General features: G+C 48.6%; 19 protein-coding genes and 1 tRNA gene. 6 read left to right on the top strand and 14 right to left on the bottom strand.

Annotated elements, in window-relative coordinates; translation table 11 throughout:
* Window positions 1-71: 71 nt before the first annotated feature.
* Window positions 72-2,273: a sodium-translocating pyrophosphatase gene (locus BUB52_RS14115; RefSeq protein WP_009120288.1), complete on the top strand. Its 2,202-nt coding sequence runs from the start codon at window positions 72-74 to the stop codon at window positions 2,271-2,273.
* Window positions 2,274-2,445: 172 nt separating this feature from the next.
* On the opposite strand, the gene BUB52_RS14110 is transcribed toward BUB52_RS14115, so the two are convergent.
* On the bottom strand, window positions 2,446-3,051 hold the full coding sequence (locus BUB52_RS14110; protein ID WP_009120289.1) for a LysO family transporter: 606 nt from the start codon (window positions 3,049-3,051) through the stop codon (window positions 2,446-2,448).
* Window positions 3,048-3,326, bottom strand: a complete 279-nt coding sequence (locus BUB52_RS14105; protein ID WP_009120290.1) for a LysO family transporter — start codon at window positions 3,324-3,326, stop codon at window positions 3,048-3,050. Before BUB52_RS14105 ends, BUB52_RS14110 begins: the two co-directional genes overlap by 4 nt.
* A 110-nt stretch (window positions 3,327-3,436) precedes the next feature.
* Between BUB52_RS14105 and BUB52_RS14100 the strand changes: the two genes are divergently transcribed.
* Window positions 3,437-4,036, top strand: coding sequence for a ribonuclease HII (locus BUB52_RS14100; RefSeq protein WP_009120291.1), 600 nt, complete (start codon window positions 3,437-3,439; stop codon window positions 4,034-4,036).
* On the opposite strand, the gene BUB52_RS14095 is transcribed toward BUB52_RS14100, so the two are convergent.
* On the bottom strand, window positions 4,033-4,959 hold the full coding sequence (locus BUB52_RS14095) for a magnesium transporter CorA family protein (RefSeq protein WP_039950135.1): 927 nt from the start codon (window positions 4,957-4,959) through the stop codon (window positions 4,033-4,035). The genes BUB52_RS14100 and BUB52_RS14095 overlap by 4 nt on opposite strands.
* A gap of 502 nt (window positions 4,960-5,461) precedes the next feature.
* On the opposite strand from BUB52_RS14095, the gene gpmI reads away from it, so the two are divergent.
* Genes gpmI through BUB52_RS14080 form a run of 3 tightly spaced genes read left to right on the top strand, consistent with a single transcriptional unit; the run spans window position 5,462 to window position 7,994 of the window.
* Window positions 5,462-6,979 (top strand): 2,3-bisphosphoglycerate-independent phosphoglycerate mutase, encoded by a 1,518-nt coding sequence (gpmI, locus tag BUB52_RS14090; protein WP_039950126.1) that lies wholly within the window; start codon window positions 5,462-5,464, stop codon window positions 6,977-6,979.
* 24 nt (window positions 6,980-7,003) lie between these two features.
* Complete coding sequence (locus tag BUB52_RS14085; RefSeq protein ID WP_009120295.1) at window positions 7,004-7,369, top strand: four helix bundle protein; 366 nt, start codon at window positions 7,004-7,006, stop codon at window positions 7,367-7,369.
* Window positions 7,370-7,412: 43 nt separating this feature from the next.
* Entirely contained in the window at window positions 7,413-7,994 is a 582-nt protein-coding gene (locus BUB52_RS14080; protein WP_009120296.1) for a DUF3109 family protein, read from the top strand.
* Between the two features lie 167 nt (window positions 7,995-8,161).
* On the opposite strand, the gene gyrB is transcribed toward BUB52_RS14080, so the two are convergent.
* The 3 genes from gyrB to BUB52_RS14065 form a co-directional block, all read right to left on the bottom strand.
* Window positions 8,162-10,123, bottom strand: coding sequence for a DNA topoisomerase (ATP-hydrolyzing) subunit B (gene gyrB, locus BUB52_RS14075; RefSeq protein WP_009120297.1), 1,962 nt, complete (start codon window positions 10,121-10,123; stop codon window positions 8,162-8,164).
* 206 nt (window positions 10,124-10,329) lie between these two features.
* Window positions 10,330-10,584, bottom strand: coding sequence for a 30S ribosomal protein S20 (gene rpsT, locus BUB52_RS14070; protein WP_005656082.1), 255 nt, complete (start codon window positions 10,582-10,584; stop codon window positions 10,330-10,332).
* A gap of 39 nt (window positions 10,585-10,623) precedes the next feature.
* A tRNA-Glu gene (locus BUB52_RS14065) sits at window positions 10,624-10,695 on the bottom strand.
* Between the two features lie 283 nt (window positions 10,696-10,978).
* Here BUB52_RS14065 and recO point away from each other — a divergent pair.
* Window positions 10,979-11,707 (top strand): DNA repair protein RecO, encoded by a 729-nt coding sequence (gene recO, locus BUB52_RS14060; RefSeq protein WP_009120299.1) that lies wholly within the window; start codon window positions 10,979-10,981, stop codon window positions 11,705-11,707.
* Window positions 11,708-12,046: 339 nt separating this feature from the next.
* Here the strand turns inward: recO and BUB52_RS14055 are convergent, their stop codons facing one another.
* The 8 genes from BUB52_RS14055 to murD all read right to left on the bottom strand — a co-directional run bounded on the left by BUB52_RS14055 (window position 12,047) and on the right by murD (window position 21,327).
* Window positions 12,047-12,496, bottom strand: a complete 450-nt coding sequence (locus tag BUB52_RS14055) for a GatB/YqeY domain-containing protein (RefSeq protein ID WP_009120300.1) — start codon at window positions 12,494-12,496, stop codon at window positions 12,047-12,049.
* Between the two features lie 67 nt (window positions 12,497-12,563).
* Window positions 12,564-13,877 carry a cell division protein FtsZ gene (ftsZ, locus tag BUB52_RS14050; protein WP_009120301.1) on the bottom strand — a complete coding sequence of 438 codons (1,314 nt, stop codon included), beginning with the start codon at window positions 13,875-13,877 and terminating at the stop codon, window positions 12,564-12,566.
* A gap of 17 nt (window positions 13,878-13,894) precedes the next feature.
* Window positions 13,895-15,307: a cell division protein FtsA gene (gene ftsA / locus BUB52_RS14045; RefSeq protein ID WP_009120302.1), complete on the bottom strand. Its 1,413-nt coding sequence runs from the start codon at window positions 15,305-15,307 to the stop codon at window positions 13,895-13,897.
* A gap of 54 nt (window positions 15,308-15,361) precedes the next feature.
* Window positions 15,362-16,099 carry a cell division protein FtsQ/DivIB gene (locus tag BUB52_RS14040; RefSeq protein ID WP_009120303.1) on the bottom strand — a complete coding sequence of 246 codons (738 nt, stop codon included), beginning with the start codon at window positions 16,097-16,099 and terminating at the stop codon, window positions 15,362-15,364.
* Window positions 16,100-16,122: 23 nt separating this feature from the next.
* Window positions 16,123-17,514, bottom strand: a complete 1,392-nt coding sequence (murC, locus tag BUB52_RS14035; RefSeq protein ID WP_039950127.1) for a UDP-N-acetylmuramate--L-alanine ligase — start codon at window positions 17,512-17,514, stop codon at window positions 16,123-16,125.
* Window positions 17,515-17,521: 7 nt separating this feature from the next.
* Entirely contained in the window at window positions 17,522-18,670 is a 1,149-nt protein-coding gene (gene murG, locus BUB52_RS14030; RefSeq protein WP_039950136.1) for an undecaprenyldiphospho-muramoylpentapeptide beta-N-acetylglucosaminyltransferase, read from the bottom strand.
* 38 nt (window positions 18,671-18,708) lie between these two features.
* Window positions 18,709-19,992 (bottom strand): FtsW/RodA/SpoVE family cell cycle protein, encoded by a 1,284-nt coding sequence (locus BUB52_RS14025; protein WP_009120307.1) that lies wholly within the window; start codon window positions 19,990-19,992, stop codon window positions 18,709-18,711.
* Window positions 19,993-21,327, bottom strand: coding sequence for a UDP-N-acetylmuramoyl-L-alanine--D-glutamate ligase (gene murD / locus BUB52_RS14020; RefSeq protein WP_009120308.1), 1,335 nt, complete (start codon window positions 21,325-21,327; stop codon window positions 19,993-19,995).
* Window positions 21,328-21,381: the final 54 nt, after the last annotated feature.

Genomic DNA, 21,381 nt, shown 5'->3' with positions numbered 1-21,381 from the left:
AATCGTTTGCTTATTTCATTCCAAATCAATACTTTTAGGCTTTCGTTCAACCTTTTAATACGATTTATGCTATGGACCAATTGCTTTTCTGGCTGGTTCCAGCCGCTTCCGTTCTGGCACTTTGCTTTGCCTGGTATTTCCACCGTCAGATGATGAAAGAGAGTGAGGGAACTCCTCAAATGGTTAAGATTGCCGCTGCCGTGCGCAAAGGCGCCATGTCCTATCTCCGTCAGCAATATAAGATTGTGGGCTGGGTGTTCCTGGGGCTGGTGATTCTCTTCTCGATTATGGCTTACGGCTTCGGAGTGCAGAACTCGTGGGTTCCGATAGCTTTCCTTACAGGCGGATTCTTCTCCGGCCTTTCCGGATTTCTCGGAATGAAGACGGCTACGTATGCTTCGGCGCGTACGGCGAATGCCGCGCGCAACTCGTTGAACGCGGGCTTGCGTGTCGCTTTCCGCAGCGGTGCGGTAATGGGACTGGTTGTAGTGGGGCTCGGCCTGCTCGACATTTCTTTCTGGTATCTGCTGCTCAACGCAGTTATCCCGGTGGATGTGATGACACCCACCCATAAACTTTGCATCATCACCACCACGATGCTGACGTTCGGTATGGGAGCTTCCACACAAGCCCTGTTTGCACGCGTGGGCGGCGGTATCTATACGAAAGCCGCCGACGTAGGAGCCGACCTCGTGGGTAAAGTGGAAGCCGGTATCCCCGAAGACGACCCGCGCAATCCCGCAACCATCGCCGATAACGTAGGCGATAATGTAGGCGATGTGGCCGGTATGGGCGCCGACCTTTACGAGAGCTATTGCGGTTCCATCCTTGCTACGGCCGCCCTTGGCGCCGCCGCTTTTATCCATTCGGGAGATACGCTGATGCAGTTCAAAGCCGTTATCGCTCCGATGCTGATTGCGGCCGTAGGTATCATTCTCTCTATTATAGGTATCTTCGCTGTACGTACCAACGAGAACGCCAAGATGAAAGACTTGCTGAATTCCCTCGCTTTCGGTACGAACTTGAGTTCGGTACTGATAGTCGTTGCTACTTTCCTTATTCTTTGGTTGCTGAAGCTGGATAACTGGATGTGGATTTCCTGTTCGGTAGTGGTAGGTCTGGTGGTAGGCATCGTTATCGGGCGTTCTACGGAATATTATACTTCCCAATCCTATCGTCCCACCCAGAAGCTGAGTGAGAGCGGCAAGACGGGGCCGGCCACGGTCATTATCTCCGGCATCGGTTTGGGTATGCTCTCTACCGCTATTCCGGTGATTGCCGTGGTGGTGGGCATCATTGCCTCGTATCTTTTTGCTTCCGGATTCGACTTTGCCAATGTAGGCTTGGGACTTTACGGCATCGGTATCGCTGCCGTAGGTATGCTTTCCACTTTGGGCATTACGTTGGCTACGGACGCTTACGGGCCTATTGCCGACAATGCCGGCGGTAATGCGGAGATGTCCGGTCTGGGTGAGGAAGTACGCAAGCGTACCGATGCGCTCGACTCTTTGGGGAATACGACAGCCGCCACGGGCAAAGGTTTCGCTATCGGTTCGGCCGCGTTGACGGGGCTTGCCCTGCTTGCATCCTACATCGAGGAAATCCGTATCGGGCTGACCCGTCTGGGCACTACCGACATCTTTGTGGGCGGTGAAGCGGTGTCCGTGCAGGACGCTACTTTCTTCGACTTCATGCATCATTACGATGTTACGCTGATGAATCCTAAAGTCCTCTCGGGTATGTTCCTCGGCAGTATGATGGCTTTTCTGTTCTGTGGATTGACGATGAATGCCGTAGGCCGTGCGGCCGCCCACATGGTAGATGAGGTGCGCCGTCAGTTCCGTGATATAAAAGGGATTCTGACCGGTGAGGCGGAGCCCGACTATGAACGCTGTGTAGCCATCTCCACGAAAGGCGCGCAGCGCGAAATGGTAGTTCCCTCACTCATCGCAATTGTCGCTCCTATCATGACCGGACTTATCTTCGGTGTTCCCGGTGTGTTGGGACTGCTTATCGGCGGTCTTAGCAGCGGATTCGTACTTGCCATCTTTATGGCGAATGCCGGTGGCGCATGGGATAATGCCAAGAAGTATGTAGAAGAGGGCAATTTCGGCGGCAAAGGCAGTGAAGTGCATAAAGCCACGGTTGTAGGCGATACGGTAGGCGACCCCTTTAAAGACACTTCCGGTCCGAGCCTTAACATCCTTATCAAGCTGATGAGCATGGTAGCCATCGTTATGGCGGGGCTGACCGTGGCTTGGAGCTTGTTCTAAGCATACGTGATTCGTCTCGTAAGACGAAACTATTCATCCCGTGGGACGGATTTATTCATCTCACGGGATAATTTTTTTTGTCCCGTAAGACGAATACAGTTATCTCATGGGACGAATCTGTTGTAACGATGCCGTATTCTCACCTCAATGCAAGACTTCTATCTGCCATCACCTATATCGAACAGAACAAGGTGACCAGAAACGGCACGCTGAAGTCCACCACAAACCCGTGGAAGATGGAAACGACGACAAACTGCTGTCCGGCAGTACGGGTGATTATCGGCAGTGTGGTATCCATTGTCGTAGCGCCGCCGGCAGAGATAGGAGCCAGATTGCCGAACCAGCGCACCAGTAGCGGAGCTGCCAGCAAAGTCAGTATCTCGCGGCTGATATTGGCCAGCAGGGCGATAGTACCGAGCTCGGCTCCCTTGTATTCGGTGATGAAGATGCTGGAGAGCGAATAATATCCGAATCCCGAGCCTACCGCCAGACAGTCGGTTACGGAACGGTGGGTAAGGATAAGACTGACCGCCGCGGAACCTGCCAATGTACCCAGTATCGTCATGACAGGCAGAAAGACCAGTCGCGGATTAAGCGAACGGAAGTTCTTTAATGTCTGCGGGTCGTTGCCTACACTCAGTCCTACGCTGAACATCAATGCGCAAAGAGCATAGAAGCTGATTTCGCTGTCCATGACTACATCAACGGGTATCAGGTGGAAAACTCCGCAAAGCGTACCCAAAACGAAGAAACCGATTATAATAAGACTGCCTTTCATGCCGTTCTTCCTTTCTTCTTATATAAAGCTTTCCACAATGCCCAGGCAGCGACGACACTTCCCAAAGTACCGCCTAAGGTTAGTATGACAGCCTCGATTCCTATGGTATGCAGCCCTTTGATAATCTGCTCGTTTCCGCCTACCTCGATGCCGAGAATGAAAAGCAGCGCCCAGATTAACACTGTGATAACCGTATGAATCCTGTGTAGATTCCTTTTTCGTAAGAGATAGCCCAGCAGCATCCCGGTGAGCATCAGTCCGATAATTGTAAACATATCCGTTGTCGTTTTATTTGCCGGCAAAGATAAGCATATTATTTATTCTCTTTAAAAGTCCGGTTTACTTATGAAAAGATTTATCTTTGTATGCTCTAACGTAGTGATATATGCTGTTACCTTATTTGAACAAAGAACTGATAGAAGCCGGTTGCGATGAGGCCGGACGCGGCTGTCTTGCCGGCGCCGTATATGCCGCCGCCGTTATTCTGCCCAAAGACTTCGAGAACGATTTGCTGAACGACTCCAAGCAACTTACCGAGAAGCAACGCTACGCTTTGCGCGAGGTCATCGAGAAAGAAGCGCTGGCATGGGCGGTAGGTGTTGTCTCCCCCAAGGAGATTGACAAGATAAATATCCTGAACGCTTCCTTCCTTGCCATGCATCGCGCTGTTGACCGGTTGCAGTTGCGCCCGCAGCATTTGCTTATCGACGGTAACCGCTTCAGGAAATACGGGGATATTCCGCATACCACCGTTGTGAAGGGCGACGGTAAGTATCTTTCCATCGCGGCGGCATCCATTCTGGCCAAGACGTATCGTGATGATTATATGAACCGGCTGCACGAAGAGTTCCCTTACTACGATTGGAATCATAATAAGGGATATCCCACGAAGAAGCACCGTGCGGCTATCGCCGGACGGGGAACCACTCCTTATCATCGCATGACTTTTAATCTGCTGGGTGACGGACAGCTGGAACTGTTTTAGAACCACTTAATCTTTCTGAACCATATAAAGGTTACGGCCGACAATATTGCGGACAGCAGAATGATGAATATGAACGCATGCGGAAAACTTTCCAGATGTATATCCACATTCATGCCGTAAAAGCTGGCTATCAATGTGGGTATCATCAGTGTGATGGAGAGGCTCGTCATGCGTTTCATGATGGCGTTCACGTTATTGGATATGATGGAGGCGAAGGCGTCCATCGTTCCCGTAAGGATGTCACTGTAAATGTTCACCGTGTTGTACGCCTGTTTCAGCTCTATCACGACGTCCTCCAGCAGTTCCAGGTCGAGGTAGTCGGTATCTTGGAAGATATTCTTCAACCGTCCTATCATAACTTCGTTTCCTCGGATGGAAGTGTTGAAGTATACGAGCGTCTTTTGCAGCTTCATCAACTGAAGAAGGTCTTCGTTACGGATACTCTTTTCCAGTTCCTTTTCGGCGGTGGCTACATCGTTATTGATTTGCTTCAGGTATTTCAGGAACCATACGGCAGAGGAGTATATGATTCGTAAAATCAGCGTCAGCTTATTGTTGACGACGATACCTTTGCGGCGGGTATGCTGTATGAAGTCCGGTATCAGTTCGGTGTGATGATAGCACACGGAAACGATGATGTCGTTGTTTGTGATGATACCGATAGGCACAGTGATAAACGGGATGCCGTGCTGGCTGCTCTGCATGGGAATACGCAGGATAGTCAGCAGCCAGTTGCCTTCCGTCTCCGTACGCGGGCGCTCGTCCGTATCGGCTATATCTTCAAGGAATGATTCGGGAACTTTCAGTTCTTGGGTAAGGAATTGGAAATCGCTGTCGTCCGGGCATTCCACGTTTACCCAGCAGTTAGGTTTCCATTCGGCCTTTTCTACGAAGCCGTTTTCGCTGTAGAGATACTTTCTCATTGTTTTGCCTCCTTTCTTTAGTCCGAACAGAGGCATTGCGACCAACGTCTCCGTTCGCTTTAATTGTAAACACTATTGCACGTTCGTGGGTTTGAATCGTCCATAATTTCAGTTGATTTTATTTAAAAGCTCTGCAAAAGTATGAAAATCAGGCCTGACTTTCTGCGTTTGCACGGCTTTTTTAGGATTTCTTGTTATTTACGGGGAGAGGCTCTTTGCGCAAATGTTATTTTTACTTTTTGAAGTGGCATAGTTTGGCCGCTATTTTGTACCTTTGCAACCGGAAAAAGGGAGCTGTGCCAAAGCCATAAGACGCTTACAGTTTCTTGTTTCAGGTACGGATTACACGGATTTCACGGGTTTCTCATTCAGTCTATATATAGCGTATCCTTTAATCTGCGTAATCCGTGTAATCCGTACCTGAAAGAAATCGGCAGGTATGTTTTATACGCCCTTTTCCTTCCGTAAAAAAGAGATTTGTACAATTAAAACAATACTAATTATGAGCAAGAAAGCCCTTTTAATGATTCTTGATGGCTGGGGTATCGGCGATCAAGGTAAAGATGATGTGATTTTCAATACGCCTACTCCCTACTGGGATAGCTTGTTGGCGGCTTATCCGCACTCTGAGTTGCAGGCAAGCGGTGAGAATGTCGGTCTGCCCGACGGACAGATGGGTAACTCGGAAGTAGGTCACCTCAATATCGGCGCAGGACGTATCGTATATCAGGACTTGGTAAAGATTAACCGTGCTTGTGCCGACGGCAGCATCCTGAAGAACAAGGAAATCGTTTCCGCTTTCTCTTACGCCAAGGAACATGGCAAGAACATCCACTTTATGGGATTGACCAGCAACGGCGGTGTGCACAGTTCTTTCGACCACCTGTTCAAACTCTGCGATATTTCAAAGGAATACGGTATCGAGAATACATTTATCCATTGCTTTATGGACGGTCGCGATACCGACCCGAAGAGCGGTAAGGGCTTCATCGAACAGTTGACGGCGCATTGCGAAAAGTCGGCCGGTAAGATTGCTTCCATCGTAGGCCGTTTCTACGCCATGGACCGTGACAAGCGTTGGGAACGTGTGAAAGTGGCTTACGACCTGCTTGTAAACGGTGAGGGAAAGGTTGCGTCGGATATGGTTCAGGCCATGCAGGAGTCTTACGATGAAGGTGTAACCGATGAATTCATCAAGCCGATTGTAAATGCCGGCTGCGACGGTACTATCAAGGAAGGTGACGTGGTTATCTTCTTCAACTATCGTAACGACCGTGCCAAGGAATTGACTGTCGTCCTGACTCAGCAGGATATGCCGGAACAGGGCATGCACACTATTCCCGGCTTGCAGTACTACTGTATGACTCCGTACGATGCTTCTTTCAAGGGCGTACATATCCTTTTCGATAAGGAAAACGTGCAGAATACATTGGGTGAATATTTGGCTGCCAACGGTAAAACTCAGCTCCATATCGCCGAAACGGAGAAGTATGCTCACGTAACATTCTTCTTCAACGGCGGTCGCGAAACTCCGTACGATGCGGAAGAACGTATTCTTGTTCCGTCTCCGAAGGTTGCTACGTATGACCTGAAACCGGAGATGAGCGCTTACGAAGTAAAGGATAAATTGGTTGAGGCCATCAATACCAAGAAGTTCGATTTCATCGTAGTGAATTATGCGAACGGCGATATGGTAGGCCACACCGGTATCTACGAAGCTATTGAGAAGGCGGTAAAAGCCATCGACGACTGTGTGAAAGATACGGTGGAAGCTGCCAAGGCCAACGATTACGAGGTAATCATCATCGCCGACCACGGTAACGCCGACCATGCCTTGAACGAGGACGGTACGCCGAATACGGCTCACTCTTTGAATCCCGTTCCGTTTGTTTATGTAACGGCAAACAAGGATGCTAAGGTGGAAAACGGTGTATTGGCGGATGTTGCTCCTTCCATCCTGCATATTCTGGGTATGAAGCAACCGGCTGAGATGACGGGTAAGGACTTGATTAGAAATTGAGAATTGAGAATTAAAAATTAAAAAATGATAGCAAGGGATAATGTTATCCATGCTAAATCGTATGCGTTTGCTATTCGAATAGTAAACGCATACAAGTTTTTAGCAGATTCTCAGAAGGAATTTATATTGTCTAAACAGTTGTTACGAAGTGGTACAGCTATTGGCGCTTTGGTGGCTGAAGCTCATCATGCGCAGAGTAGTGCGGATTTTTTGAATAAGATGAATATTGCTTTAAAAGAAGCGAATGAAACGTCCTACTGGTTATCGCTGCTAAAAGATACTCATTATTTAGAGGATATTTCTTATGAGTCTATTTCTGTAGATTGTAACGAGTTGATAGCTCTTTTAGTGAGCATCGTGAAGTCTATGAAGCAATCTTTAAACAGATGAACATTTATTTTTTAATTCTCAATTTTTAATTTTCAATTTACTAATGTTACAGATAGATGATGTTGTCGTTTCTTTTGATGTACTGCGTGAGAAGTTCCTTTGCAATCTGGATGCTTGCAAAGGAGAATGTTGCATTGAGGGAGATGCCGGTGCTCCGGTGGAATTTGAGGAGATAGAGAAGCTGGAAGAGGTACTGCCTGTGATATGGGATGAACTTTCTCCGGAAGCACGCGCTGTGATAGATGCGCAGGGTGTGGTGTACACGGATGAAGAGGGCGATTTGGTAACCTCTATCGTTAATAATAAGGATTGTGTATTTACTTGCTATGACGAGAAAGGCTGTTGTTATTGTGCCATAGAGAAAGCGTACCGAGAAGGTAAGACAGACTTTTATAAACCTGTTTCCTGTCATCTTTACCCTATCCGTATAGGCGATTACGGGCCTTATAAAGCGGTGAACTATCATCGTTGGGATGTTTGTAAGGCCGCTGTCTTTTTGGGGCAGAAAGAGGATGTACCGGTGTATAAGTTCTTAAAGGAACCTTTGATACGTAAATTCGGTGAAGATTGGTATGCCGAGCTGGAATTGGCGGCGGAAGAGATGAAGAAACAAGGAATGATATAAGAAAAGCTCCGGTCAACAGGTATTTCCTGTCCGTCCGGAGCTTCTTCGTTGTAAGATGTGAGGTTGGTAAATAAAAAATTGAGAATTGAGAATTAAGAATTGAAAAATGAATGATGATGACATACTATCATTTTTTAATTCTTAATTCTCAATTTTTAATTCCCTAATTATGCATCGATATTTGCATACGTTGCATTCTTTTCAATGAAATCGCGGCGCGGGCCTACATCTTCACCCATCAGCATGGAGAACGTGTAGTCGGCCTCGGCGGCATTTTCAAGATGCACTTGTTTCAGCATACGGTTTTCCGGATTCATGGTTGTTTCCCACAACTGTTCCGGGTTCATTTCACCCAAACCTTTGTAGCGTTGGGTGTGAACGGCATTCTCCGAACCGCCGCCGTAAGTATCGATAAACTTCTGGCGTTGTTGGTCTGTCCAGCAATACTCTTTTACCTTACCCTTGGTACAAAGATAGAGCGGGGGAGTGGCGATGTACAGATAACCTTGCTGTATCACCTGCGGGAAATAGCGGAAGAAGAGCGTCATAATCAGCGTGTCGATGTGAGAGCCATCGACGTCGGCATCGGTCATGATGATAACTTTCTTATAACGCAACTTGTCTATGTTGGCTTCCTTACTGTCTTCGCTGTCTACACCGAAGCGGATACCCAAAGCCTGAATGATATTGTTTACTTCATCGCTTTCGAATGCCTTGTGCCACATGGCTTTCTCTACGTTAAGAATCTTACCGCGCAGCGGCAGGATAGCCTGGAAAGCACGGTTACGTCCTTGTTTTGCAGAACCACCGGCAGAGTCACCCTCGACGAGGAACAGCTCGCATTCTTCCGGGTCCTTGCTGGAGCAGTCGGCCAGTTTGCCCGGCATACCGCCACCCGACATCGGCGACTTGCGTTGTACGGACTCGCGTGCCTTGCGTGCTGCCACACGTGCCTGTGCCGCCAATATCACCTTGTCTACAATCATTTTGGACTCTTTGGGATGCTCTTCCAGGTAATAGGAGAGCGCTTCGCCTACAGCCTGGTCTACGGCTCCCATAACCTCGTTGTTGCCGAGCTTCGTTTTGGTCTGTCCTTCAAACTGCGGTTCGGCCACCTTGATGGAGATAACCGCGGTCAGACCTTCGCGGAAGTCGTCACCGGAAATCTCTACCTTTGCCTTCTCCAGCATCTTGTTGTCCTCGGCGTATTTCTTCAAAGTACGGGTCAGCGCACGGCGGAAACCTGCCAAGTGAGTACCACCTTCAATGGTATTGATATTGTTTACATAAGAGTGGATATTCTCATTGTAGGAAGTGTTGTACATGATGGCCACTTCTACCGGCGTACCTTGTTTTTCGGTATTGATGTAGATAACATCGTTCACCAGATGTTCGCGGGAAGAATCTATATAGCGTACAAACTCCTTCAAACCTTCTACGGAATAGAAAATTTCTTGCTTGTAGCTTCCGTCTTCCTCTTTTACGCGGAGGTCGGTCAGCGTAATTTTGATACCGGCGTTCAGATAAGCCAGCTCACGCATACGGGTTGCCAGGATATCGTAATTGTACACGGTTTCGGTAAAGATTGTATCATCCGGCCAGAACTGTTGGCGTGTACCTGTGATATCGGTAGTGCCTACTTCCTTTACCGAGTATAGCGGATGGCCGCATTCGTATTCTTGCTGGTAGATTTTTCCGTTGCGGAAAACCTGGGTAGTCATGTGCGTAGACAGTGCGTTCACACAAGATACGCCGACACCGTGCAGACCGCCGGAAACCTTATAAGAGCCCTTGTCGAATTTACCACCGGCATGCAACACGGTCATAACAACTTCGAGAGCTGATTTCTGTTCTTTTTCGTGAAAGTCTACCGGAATACCACGTCCGTTATCTTGTACGGTGATGGAGTTGTCCTCGTTGATGGTAACCTCGATGTGGTCGCAATAACCGGCGAGCGCTTCGTCGATGGAGTTGTCTACAACTTCGTAAACCAAGTGATGGAGTCCCTTGATACTAATGTCGCCGATATACATGGCAGGACGCTTACGTACGGCCTCTAAACCTTCCAAAACCTGGATGTTACTGGCCGAGTAATTACTTTCGCCGTTTATCTTTTCTTCTTCAGTCATAATCTAATTTCTCTTATTGTAATAACAAAGCAAAAATAGTGAAAATCCTTGATATATCATGCCAACGCCTTGATAAATTTGGGCTGTTTACAGCTTTTTAGCACCGTGAGAATTTGTTTCGGAACTATTGTCCGGGGATGATGCGAATGCAGAAAAGGCCGGACTAAAAAGTCCGGCCTCTCATATCTTTTGTGTAACTTATCAGCTTAACCGAGTTTGTTGATGTAAACCGCCAACTTTGACTTCAAGTTGTTAGCTTTGTTCTTGTGGATTACGTTAGTCTTAGCCAACTTATCCAACATCTTTGTGATACCAGGATACATAGCTGTTGCTTCAGCTTTATCTGTAGTAGCACGAAGCTTACGAACAGCGTTTCTCATGGTTTTACCATAGTATCTGTTGTGAAGTCTTCTTGTCTCTTCTTGTCTGATTCTTTTCAGTGATGATTTGTGATTTGCCATCTCGACTAATCTTTTTTAATTCGTTTATTCTTTTAATTGTAGCCCGTGGGGGAATCGAACCCCCCTTTCAAGAATGAAAATCTTGCGTCCTAACCGATAGACGAACGGGCCATCCTTGGTGAGCGTTTCCGCTCTTGCATCCGACTTTCCTTTCGTTTGCGGTTGCAAAGGTAGAAACTATTTTTGAATTGGCAAACATTTCCGATGAAAATTTTGCGGTATTTCTTCTGAGTTTCTTTTTAAATAAGGTTTTATCCTCTGATAATCAGAGATATATTGGTGTTTCAATTTTTCTGTCTTTGCTTCGTTTTTTTATTCTCCTTCTTTAAATTCCGTAGTTTCGCGCTTTTTTTGTAGCTTTGTTAACCGGATTGAAACTTGATAAAGGACGGAAATGTTACAGAAAACGCAAGGAATCGTATTACATTCTTTGAAGTATAAGGATACTTCTATTATTGTAGACATCTATACCGAGGTGTCCGGACGGGCTTCTTTCCTGGTTCCGGTGTCTCGTTCGCGTAAGGCTGCGGTGAAGTCGGTACTGTTCCAGCCTCTGTCTTTGGTGGAGTTGGAGGCGGACTTCCGGCCGAATACCACTATATATAAGGTGAAAGAGGCCAAGTCTCTCTATCCTTTTACTTCGATTCCTTACGATCCTTATAAGTCTGCCATCGCTCTGTTTTTGTCCGAGTTCTTATATCGTGCGTTGCGCGAGGAAGCGGAAAACCGTCCTTTATTCGCTTATTTGCAGCATTCCATTGTCTGGCTGGATGAATGCGGCAGCGGTTTTGCCAACTTTCATCTGGTCTTTTTGATGCGGCTGTCGCGCTTCCTCGGGTTGTATCCGAATCTGGAAGATTATCACAGCGGTGACTATTTCGATTTGCAGAACGCTTGCTTTACTCCGTTACGCCCGCAGTTGCATTCCGATTACATAGGGCAGGAAGAGGCGTCACGCCTGACGGGGCTAATGCGCATGAATTATGAAACCATGCATCTCTTTGCCATGAGCCGCACGGAACGTGCCCGTTGTCTGGCGATAATGAATGAATATTACCGTTTGCATCTGCCTGATTTTCCCGTACTCAAGTCTTTGGAAGTCCTGAAAGAGTTGTTTGATTAAGTTCCGCCCCGGGGATAATCCCGTTTCACTGTATCCGGTTTTGGGTTTCAAAGGGGGAAACAAAGGGTTCCAACCGTTGAAACCCTTTGTTTCGCGGTATGGAACAGTTTGTTTCACTACGCAGAACATTTCGTTTCCGCCTATTGAAACTTTTTGTTTTTATAGGCTGAAACATTTTGTTTTTATGTGTTTGAACACTTTGTGCCGTGGTATATGAGAATTTGTGACCAGGACGGGCGATGAATAATGCAGCAATAAAAAGCCGTACCCCAAGCTATCTTCTCCAAAAAGGGAGACGCTTGAGGTACGGCTCTATGCGTAGCGGGATTGGGAAAATCCTTATCCCAGCAATTCTTTTACTTTGGCTGAAATGGCACGTCCTTCGGCAAGTCCGGCAAGTTTCTTGCTGGCCACACCCATTACCTTACCCATATCTTTGCCGCCGGTAGCGCCTACTTCGGCGATGATTGCCTTCAGAGCGGCTTCCAATTCTTCGGGAGACATTTGTTTGGGCAGATATGCTTCCATTACCTTTACTTGCGCCAATTCTGCGTCGGCAAGGTCCTGACGTCCCTGTTGCACATAAATCTCGGCGGCATCTTTGCCCTGCTTTGTCAGTTTCTGAATGATTTTCAGGGCGTCGGCGTCGGTCAGGGTATCATTGGCTCCCGGAGCGGTCTTTGCTTCAAGGAATACTTTCTTTACGTTTCTCAGTGTTTCCAGGGCTACTTTGTCTTTAGCCTTCATTGCGTTTTTAATGTCTTCGCTGACTCTTTCAAATAAATCCATCTTATTCTTTACTGTTTTACTGTTTACAATTTGTTGTTTACGGCTGAAGTTTAGAACGGCAGACGGTTTAGAAGGTGATTACGCTGTTGCCGCCGTTCTCCGCTTCCTGCGCTTCTTCGGTGGCGAGTATTCCGGCTTCTTCCGCCTTGACTTTGATTGCGGCCAGGGTGCTCTTGTCGCGCAGGTAAGTGGGGGAGTTCTCCACCATACTGATGATGTCGGCATTGTCCAGGTCTTCGGGGTTGAAGATATAGATATGCCGGCGGCGCAGGCGCTGATACTTGGTATTGGCGTCCTTTCCGTAATATGTTTCGCGGCGTGAGCGTCTTTGCTCTTCCTCTTCTTCCAGTTCGGCGAGGCGTTTCTGTTCTTCTGCGGTACGCTGGGTGATGCGGTCGTCCATTTCCTTCATGTGAATGTCCTGGATGCCGAAGCCGGTGGCAAGCAAGGTAATCTTGACGCTTTGTTCCAGCTTGTCGTCGATAGCCATACCGAATTTGGTTTCGAAGTCGCGGCTGAAACGGTTCATGAACTCTTTTACCTCATCCATTTCGCTCATCATCAGTTTGTGCTGGGAGCTGTAAGAGATATTGAGCAATACTTTCTTGGAGTTGAAGATATCGTTGTTGTTCAGCAGCGGAGAGTGCTGGGCATTCTGGATAGCCATGCTTACGCGGTTGTCTCCTTCGCCGTATCCTGTACTCATGATGGCTACGCCGCCGTCTTTCAGTACGGTTTTCACATCGTTGAAGTCGAGGTTGACCTTGCCGTGCAGGGTGATGATTTCGGCAATACTCTTGGCGGCAACCGAAAGGGTGTCGTCGGCTTTGTCGAAAGCGTCGTCTACGGAGAGTTCGCTATATATTTCGCTCAGTTTCTCGTTGTTGATAACCAACAGGGCATCCACATGCTTGCTGATTTCTTCCACGCCGTCCAGTGCTTGGTCTATCTTCTTGTCGCCCTCCCAACGGAACGGGATGGTGACGATACCGATAGTCAGGATGTCCATTTCTTTGGCGGTCTGTGCAATGATGGGCGCTGCACCCGTACCTGTACCACCGCCCATTCCGGCGGTGATGAAGACCATTTTCGTGCCGTCGTTCAGCATGGCCTTGATGTCTTCGATACTTTCTTCGGCTGCCTTACGGGCACGGGCGGGACGGTTTCCGGCTCCCAGACCTTCTTTGCCGAGTTGCAACTTCACAGGAACGGGCGAGTCTTTCAACGCCTGGTTGTCTGTGTTGCACAGCACGAACGTTACATCATGTATGCCTTCCCGGTACATGTGGTTTACGGCATTACCGCCACCGCCACCCACACCGATAACTTTGATGATTTTCGGTGAATCGGTCGGAAAATCGAATTGTGCTATATCATCCATGATTATAGAGTTTTTAATTATTTCATATCGTCGTCTGAGAAAATCTCGTTGGAGAGCTTATTGAAGGTCTTTTCAAACCAGCTGGGACCTTTCTTCTTCTCTTTTTCTTTCTTCTCCCGTTCTTTACGCTCCTTCTCTCTGCGCTCCTTTTCCTCTTTCTCGCGTTGAGCTTTGGCGGCACGGGCTGCGGCTTCCTGTTCCTTCAGGGCTTCGTCGTTGCCGAACATGTCAACGGGTTTGGGCGTGGGATTGCCGGCCGGTTGCGCAGGTTTTACCTCTTGCAGGCAGCAGTTCTCATTGCCTGCGGCAAGAAGGCCGAGCAACGTGTTCTGCATGCCGTCTTTGGCCAGCACGTCACTGAAACCGTGAATGGTGTTATGCACGAAGCGCATCGTCTTTATTTTCTCTATCTTGCTTTGCTTGCGGAACGCTTCTTCAATATTCTTCAGGTTGGCGCCGCCGCCGGTGAATACGACCCCGGAGAACAGTTTGTCTTCATAACCGGAGAGCTGTAACTGGTTCCATACGTTGGCAAGGATTTCTTCGGCACGGGCTTCGATGATGTTGTTCAGCGTAGTCAGTTCGATGGCGCGTCCGTCGTCCGTCGTACATACGGCGGGAGTTTCGCTCTCCTCTTCTTCTTCGTAAAGGGCGTTGCCGTATTGAAGCTTCAGCTTTTCGGCATCCTGCTCTTCCATTTGCAGCGAGGTGATGTCACGGGTGATGGTGTTTCCGCCCAATGGCAATACACTCAGGTAGCGGAGAATATTGTTCTTGTAGACTGAAATGGTAGTCGTATCGGCGCCGAAGTCCACCAATGCACAGCCCGAACGCATCTCGTTTTCCGTTAAAACGGCGTTTGCCAAGGCTATCGGAGCGATGAGAAGGTCGGCTATCTCTACCTTTGCCTGCTCGAAGCTGTGTTCCAGATTCTTCTTGAGTGAGGCGCGGGCTACGATGTTGAGGAATTGTCCTGTGATGTGTTGCCCCGCCACTCCTACCGGGTCGGCTTGAAGGTTGTTGTCTATCTTATACTCTTGAGGGGCTACATCCAGTACGCTCATGTCTGCCAACGGCACTTCAAGGTTCTCGTCACAGATGGAGTCTACCAGCTCTTGCGAGATGATGCCCTCTTCTTCCAGTGTACGACTCACCGCATTCTTTACTGTGCGCAATGACTGTCCGCCGATGCCTACGTATACTTTGGCAATGGAGTTGTTAAGCTGGCTTTCCAGCTTGTTGGTGATGGAAGTCAATGCCTGCGCTGTCTTATCGATATTGTAGATGACACCCTTGTGAATGAACGAGGATGCATCTTCACGTGCGTAAGCCAACACCTGAATGCTTCCGTCACTGTTCTTCTTTCCTGCGATACCGGAAATTTTGGAAGAACTCAACTCAATAGCGGCGATGAAATCTGTTGTTGCCATAACTATCTTATTTACTATTTTACTATTTACTGTCTATTGTTTGCTGCGCGGAAACTATTCTCTTTTCGTGCAGATAATCTGGTTACCGAACTCAACACTGATACGGGAATATTTGTTCCAGCCTACCTTGTTTAAGCCTTTCTCGTAGAATGTCTTTACCCGTTTCAGTTTCCGTTCGAAGTCGTCAAGCCTGCCGAGGTAGATGATGTGGTCGCCTACACGCGGTACTAACTCTATGTTCCTGCCGGGTAATACATGAATCTGCTCGATTTGTGCGTCCCAGAACGAATTCTTTTGCAAAAATACACCAAACTTATATAAATCCCTCATGGCAAACGACTTTTCTACGTTTCCGGTCACAATGGCGAGGTGGGCGACGCACTTTGCATCGGGCGGCATCACGGTGCCTTTGTTGTCCAGATAGTAGTTTTCGCCGTTGGCGCTCATTATCCGCAGGATAGGGATGCGCTGGGTTACTTCGATACAGAGTTTGCCGCTTGGTGTCTTGTAACATTCCACTTCGTCGATGAGCGGATGTTTGGAGAGTACCTGCTCTAAAGTCTTGGTGCGTATACGGTCTAAGTTCTTGCCTATGGGGCTGATGCCTTTCTTCTCCAGCATGGCGGCCACTTCCTTTTTCGTGATGAAACCGGCGTATACCGTATCCTTGATGACCAACTCTACATCGCGGCACACCCGACCCGCCGGCTTTCGGTTGAAAGCGGTAATGGCTACCACCAGATAGGCGAGGATAAGCAGCAGGACGATAGAAAGTAAAATCCGTTTAATCATAGGCTTATTTACTGTTTGACGATTTACGATTCACTGTTTGCCCGCTGTTCGAGCAATCGGGTTATGGAAGGCACATAGTTATCCAGGTCACCGGCGCCCAACACTATCAGCACTTCGATAGGTTTCTTTGCAAGCAGGGCCGGAATATCTTCTTTCTTGCAAATACACTTTTCGATACCCGGACGCAGGTTGTCATAAATGAGTCGGCTGCTGACACCGGGAATGGGTTGTTCGCGGGCGGGGTAGATTTCCGTCAGAATCACCTCGTCCAATAGGGAAAGACTGTCTGCAAAGTCCTTGTAGAAGTCTTTGGTGCGGGTATAGAGGTGCGGTTGGAAGATGGCGGTTATCTTCTTGTCCTTGTAAAGCTCGCGGATGGACTTTACGCTTTGCGCGATTTCGGCAGGATGATGAGCGTAGTCGCTGAGGAATACGAGCTTGTCCGTCTTAATCTTGAAGTCGAAGCGGCGGTCTACTCCGCGGAAACTTGCCATTCCTTGTTTGATTTCCTCGTCGGTAACTCCGTTCAGGTGGGCGAGCGCCATGGCGGCTACGCCGTTTTCTATATTGATGCCGATGGGTACGCCAAGCCGGATGTCGTTGATACGGGTGTCCGGAGCAACGAAGTCTATGAAGATTTCACCATTGCCGATGCGGATATTCTCCGCATGGAAGTCTCCTTCGTCGCGGGAGTAGGTATATATCTTTACTCCCGGTTGCACGTCCGGTTGCAGGGCAAGGCCTTTACGGATAATCAATGCGCCTCCCGGTTGGATAAGGGTGGTGTAGTGACGGAAACTTTCAAGATAGGCTTCGCATGTACCGTATATATCCAAATGGTCGGGATCTGTGGCGGTGATGACGCTCATATAAGGAGAGAGCCGGTGAAAGGAACGGTCGAATTCGTCCGCTTCAATCACGGTGTACGGGCTGGTCTGCGACAGGAGCAGGTTTGTTCCGTAGTTTTTGGAAATGCCGCCGAGGAAAGCGGTACAGCCTATATGCGACTGGTGAAACAAGTGTGCGGCCATTGTACTCGTGGTAGTCTTTCCATGAGTGCCGGCAACGCAAAGTCCCTTGCTGCTGCGGGTGATGGTGCCCAGCACTTGGGAGCGTTTGTGTATCTCAAAACCGTTTTTATGAAAGTACGCCAGCTCGGCATGCTCTTGGGGGATGGCAGGGGTGTACACAACCAATGTGTTTCCTTTGTCCTTGCAATTCTCCGGAATAAGGGTGACGTCTTCCTCGTAATGTATCTGTGCGCCTTCTGCAATCAGGTGCTCGGTCAGCGCGCTCGGCGTGCGGTCATACCCTGCTACGAATTTGCCTTTGGAAAGAAAATAGCGTATCAGCGCGCTCATGCCAATGCCGCCGGCGCCGACGAAATAAACGGATTTTATGGTTTCTATATTCATGTACTTGTCATTTAATAAGTTTCAGCACCTCTTTGGCAATGATTGTTGCCGAGTCGGGTAATGCCAGTTTGGCGATGTTGTTGCTCAATTCTTTCAGCTTACCGCTGTCTTTTACGGTTGCCAATGCCACGGGCAGAAGTTTCTCCTGGGCTTCCACGTCCTTCACATAGATAGCGGCGTCTTTATCGACGAGCGCCAGCGCATTCTTGGTCTGGTGGTCTTCCGCCACATTGGGCGACGGAACAAGGATTACAGGTTTGTGCAGCAGGCAGAATTCTGAAATGGAACCTGCACCGGCACGGGAGATTACCAAATCGGCCGCCGCATAGGCATTCGCCATGTCTTTGATGAAATCTGTTACATACAGATTGGGAATGGCGTTGATATGCGGATGGTGTACGGCTTCACCGACTGCTGTGGTGATGGCGTCTCTTACCTGGTCGATGTATATTTTACCGGTTTGCCAGATGAACTGTATATCGGGATTCTGCCGGATGATGTCAAGACCCGCGGTTAAAGTCCGGTTAATGGTTCGCGCACCGAGGCTGCCGCCCAATATCAGGATAGTCTTTTTGGACGGGTCTAAACTGAAATAGCGTACGGCTTCTTCGCGCGAAACGGAATGTCCGAACAGATTCTGACGGACAGGGTTGCCGGTCATGATGATTTTCTCTGCGGGGAAGAACCTTTCCATACCTTCGTAGGCAACGCATATCTTACAGGCTTTCTTGGCAAGCAGCTTGTTGGTGACGCCTGCATACGAGTTTTGCTCCTGTATCAGAGTCGGTACTCCCATCATTCCCGCCGTTTTCAGGGTCGGGCCGCTGGCATAGCCGCCTACGCCTACCGCCACCTGCGGACGGAATTGTTTGATGATTCTGCGCGCTTTCCATTGGCTGCGCGCCAGTTTCATCAATACGGCAAAGTTCTTCCACAAGTGTTTGCGGTCGAAACCCGCTACGGGCAGACCGATAATCTTGTAACCGGCATCGGGTACACGCTGCATCTCCATACGCCCTTCTGCGCCTACAAACAGGATTTCCGCATCGGGACGCAACTCCTTAATCGCGTTGGCGATGGATACAGCCGGGAAAATGTGTCCGCCTGTGCCGCCACCGCTAATAATAATGCGCGGCTTGCTATTCTTTGTTTCCATATCTGAGTTCATCTATTTGCTACTACTGATAATTAATCTTATTCAAATTCTGCATCGCTGTTCAGCATTTTGGCTGTCGGCTCTGCGGCGCTTTGCGCCTCGCTGTAAGTACTCTCTTCTCCGCTGCCGGTTTCTACCTGCATGGTGATTTGCGCATCATGTTCCCTCTGCTCTTCCAGTTTGGCTGTATATCGGCTGACGCTCAATATCATACCGATATAGGCGCAGTTTATCAACGTAGAAGTACCGCCCTTGCTGATAAGCGGTAGCGGTTGTCCGGTAACGGGAGCCAACCCCACGGCTACCATCATGTTGAAGACGGCCTGTGACACCAGTAACAAGGCTATGCCGATGATGAGAAAGGCGGGGAAGGTACGGTCGCATTTCTTGGCGATACGCCCTACACGTATCAACAGGCAGATATAGAGGAATACAACTATGACTCCTCCTACCAGTCCGAGCTCCTCGATGATAATGGCAAAGATGAAGTCGGAGAATGCCTGGCTCAGGAAGTCCCGCTGTACGGAATTACCCGGACCTTTGCCTACAACATTGCTGGTGGCAACGGCGATGCGTGCGTGGGCTATCTGCGCGTCTTTGTCTATGTCGAACTTGGCGGCGGGTACTTCCTTGTCACTCGTGAATTTCTCGATACGGGCACGCCACGTGTCAAACCGGTGCAGGAAAGGTATATCGCTGTTCTTTGTCATCAGCAGGAAAGCTACGGCGATAACACCCACCGATGCCAAACCGCCAATCAGTATCAACAGTTTTTTAGCGGAGACACGTCCTATGAACATCATCAAAAAGACTACTCCGAACAGCAGTGCGGCTGTGGACAGGTTCTCCGGAGCAATGAGCAGGCAGATAATCCCGGTTATTATCATAATCCGTTTGAACGCCTTCGGATTGGCGCCGTCCTCATCCTGCCCTTTGGACAGGATGAAAGCCGTGACGATGATAACCGCCATTTTTGCAATCTCCGAGGGTTGGAACTGTATACCCATGAATGTCATCCAGCGCGCCGCGCCATTGATACGTTCCATCATCATGACCAGCACCAGCAGTATCGCGGAAGCCGGTAACAGGAAGACGGGAAATACCTGGAACCATTTATAGGGAATGTTGTGCATAAGTACCACAATCACAGCGCCCACCATTAGGATAATGCTGTGCTGAGTGATAGGCCCCCAGTGGTCGCCACTTTTGTAGGTAAGCGTACTGGCCGCACTGAATACCTCTGTGATGGAGATGAGGCAAAGGAAGAGGAAGATAATCCAGATTACTTTGTCTCCCTTGAATATGCTTTTTAATAAATCCATTTATAACTCTCTTACGTATTTCTTAAATTGGTCGCCTCTGTCCTCGTAGCTCTTGAAGAGGTCGAATGAGGCGCAACAGGGACTCAATAATACCGTTTCGCCTTTCTGCGCCAGTTTGAAAGCTGCGTCTACCGCATCTTTCATACCGGTTTGCACATCGGCAACGGGTAGCCCGAAACGGTCGAAGAACTCATGCAGCTTTTCATTGTGCAGCCCCAAATAAACCAAGGCCGAGCATTTGGTGCGTACCAGGTCTTCTATTTCGGTATAGTCATTGCCTTTGTCTTTGCCGCCAAGAATCAGTACGGTCTTGGTTGTCATGCTTTGTAAAGCATACCAGCAAGAATTGACATTGGTCGCTTTGGAGTCGTTGATGAACTGGATGCCGCGTACGGTCGCCACCTTTTCCAGACGGTGTTCCACACCCTTGAAGTCGGATAGGGCTTTGCGTATATCTTCTTTCCTGATGCCTGCAAGATTGGCGGAGATACCGGCCGCCAATGAGTTATAGAGATTATGGGTTCCGTGCAGGGCAAGTTCCTCTTGTTCCATATTGAAAGCGATAGGTTCGTTGATTTCCACTTCGCCGTCTTCCACATAAGCGATGGCTCCGTCCTCTTTCACGGCGGCAAAAGGATAGAGATGCGCTTTCAGACCGTGCTTCTCCAATTCCCTGCGGATGATAGGGTCGTCGTTCCAGTAGATGAAAGCGTCTTCCGGCGTCTGGTTTTGCGTGATGCGGAATTTGGCGTCTACGTATTTCTGCATACAATGATCGTATCGGTCCAGATGGTCGGGAGTGATATTCATCAGTACGGCGATATTGGCACGGAACTTATACATATTATCCAGTTGGAAGGAGCTGAGCTCGATAACATAATAATCGTGCTTTTCCATTGCTACTTGCAAGGCGAGGCTGTTGCCGATGTTTCCGGCCAGTCCCACGTTCAGTCCCGCACTCTTGAAAATGTGGTAAATGAGCGAAGTAGTGGTAGTCTTACCGTTAGAACCTGTAATACAAATCATTTTAGCGTTTGTATAACGTCCGGCAAATTCTATCTCGGAGATGATAGAGATACCTTTCTCTTTCAATTTCAGAATCAGCGGCGCGTCATTGGGGATACCGGGGCTTTTTACCACCTCATCGGCATTGAGTATCAGCTCTTCGGTATGCTGTCCTTCCTCCCAAGCAATGTCATACCTGTCCAGCAGTTCCTTGTATTTGTCTTTAATGGCGGACATATCGGATACGAACGTATCGAAACCCTTAACTTTGGCGAGTACGGCAGCTCCCGCGCCGCTTTCGCCTGCTCCTAAAACTACAATTCTACTCATACTTTATTATAATTAAGAATGAAGAATGATGAATGAAGAATTGCCATGCAGCGT

Origin of the sequence: Bacteroides clarus YIT 12056, from assembly GCF_900129655.1 — a bacterium.
Classification (GTDB): Bacteria; Bacteroidota; Bacteroidia; order Bacteroidales; family Bacteroidaceae; genus Bacteroides; species Bacteroides clarus.
This window is presented reverse-complemented; position numbering and strand designations above follow the sequence as displayed.

Coding starts and splice junctions, on each gene's coding strand:
- BUB52_RS14025 (WP_009120307.1), bottom strand. CDS start 19,992: ATGGATTTATTAAAAAGCATATTCAAGGGAGACAAAGTAATCTGGATT.
- BUB52_RS14115 (WP_009120288.1), top strand. CDS start 72: ATGGACCAATTGCTTTTCTGGCTGGTTCCAGCCGCTTCCGTTCTGGCA.
- BUB52_RS14085 (WP_009120295.1), top strand. CDS start 7,004: ATGATAGCAAGGGATAATGTTATCCATGCTAAATCGTATGCGTTTGCT.
- BUB52_RS14095 (WP_039950135.1), bottom strand. CDS start 4,959: ATGAGAAAGTATCTCTACAGCGAAAACGGCTTCGTAGAAAAGGCCGAA.
- murG (WP_039950136.1), bottom strand. CDS start 18,670: ATGGAAACAAAGAATAGCAAGCCGCGCATTATTATTAGCGGTGGCGGC.
- murC (WP_039950127.1), bottom strand. CDS start 17,514: ATGAATATAGAAACCATAAAATCCGTTTATTTCGTCGGCGCCGGCGGC.
- recO (WP_009120299.1), top strand. CDS start 10,979: ATGTTACAGAAAACGCAAGGAATCGTATTACATTCTTTGAAGTATAAG.
- BUB52_RS14080 (WP_009120296.1), top strand. CDS start 7,413: ATGTTACAGATAGATGATGTTGTCGTTTCTTTTGATGTACTGCGTGAG.
- murD (WP_009120308.1), bottom strand. CDS start 21,327: ATGAGTAGAATTGTAGTTTTAGGAGCAGGCGAAAGCGGCGCGGGAGCT.
- BUB52_RS14055 (WP_009120300.1), bottom strand. CDS start 12,496: ATGGATTTATTTGAAAGAGTCAGCGAAGACATTAAAAACGCAATGAAG.
- gpmI (WP_039950126.1), top strand. CDS start 5,462: ATGAGCAAGAAAGCCCTTTTAATGATTCTTGATGGCTGGGGTATCGGC.
- rpsT (WP_005656082.1), bottom strand. CDS start 10,584: ATGGCAAATCACAAATCATCACTGAAAAGAATCAGACAAGAAGAGACA.
- BUB52_RS14100 (WP_009120291.1), top strand. CDS start 3,437: ATGCTGTTACCTTATTTGAACAAAGAACTGATAGAAGCCGGTTGCGAT.
- gyrB (WP_009120297.1), bottom strand. CDS start 10,123: ATGACTGAAGAAGAAAAGATAAACGGCGAAAGTAATTACTCGGCCAGT.
- BUB52_RS14110 (WP_009120289.1), bottom strand. CDS start 3,051: ATGAAAGGCAGTCTTATTATAATCGGTTTCTTCGTTTTGGGTACGCTT.
- ftsA (WP_009120302.1), bottom strand. CDS start 15,307: ATGGCAACAACAGATTTCATCGCCGCTATTGAGTTGAGTTCTTCCAAA.
- BUB52_RS14040 (WP_009120303.1), bottom strand. CDS start 16,099: ATGATTAAACGGATTTTACTTTCTATCGTCCTGCTGCTTATCCTCGCC.
- ftsZ (WP_009120301.1), bottom strand. CDS start 13,877: ATGGATGATATAGCACAATTCGATTTTCCGACCGATTCACCGAAAATC.
- BUB52_RS14105 (WP_009120290.1), bottom strand. CDS start 3,326: ATGTTTACAATTATCGGACTGATGCTCACCGGGATGCTGCTGGGCTAT.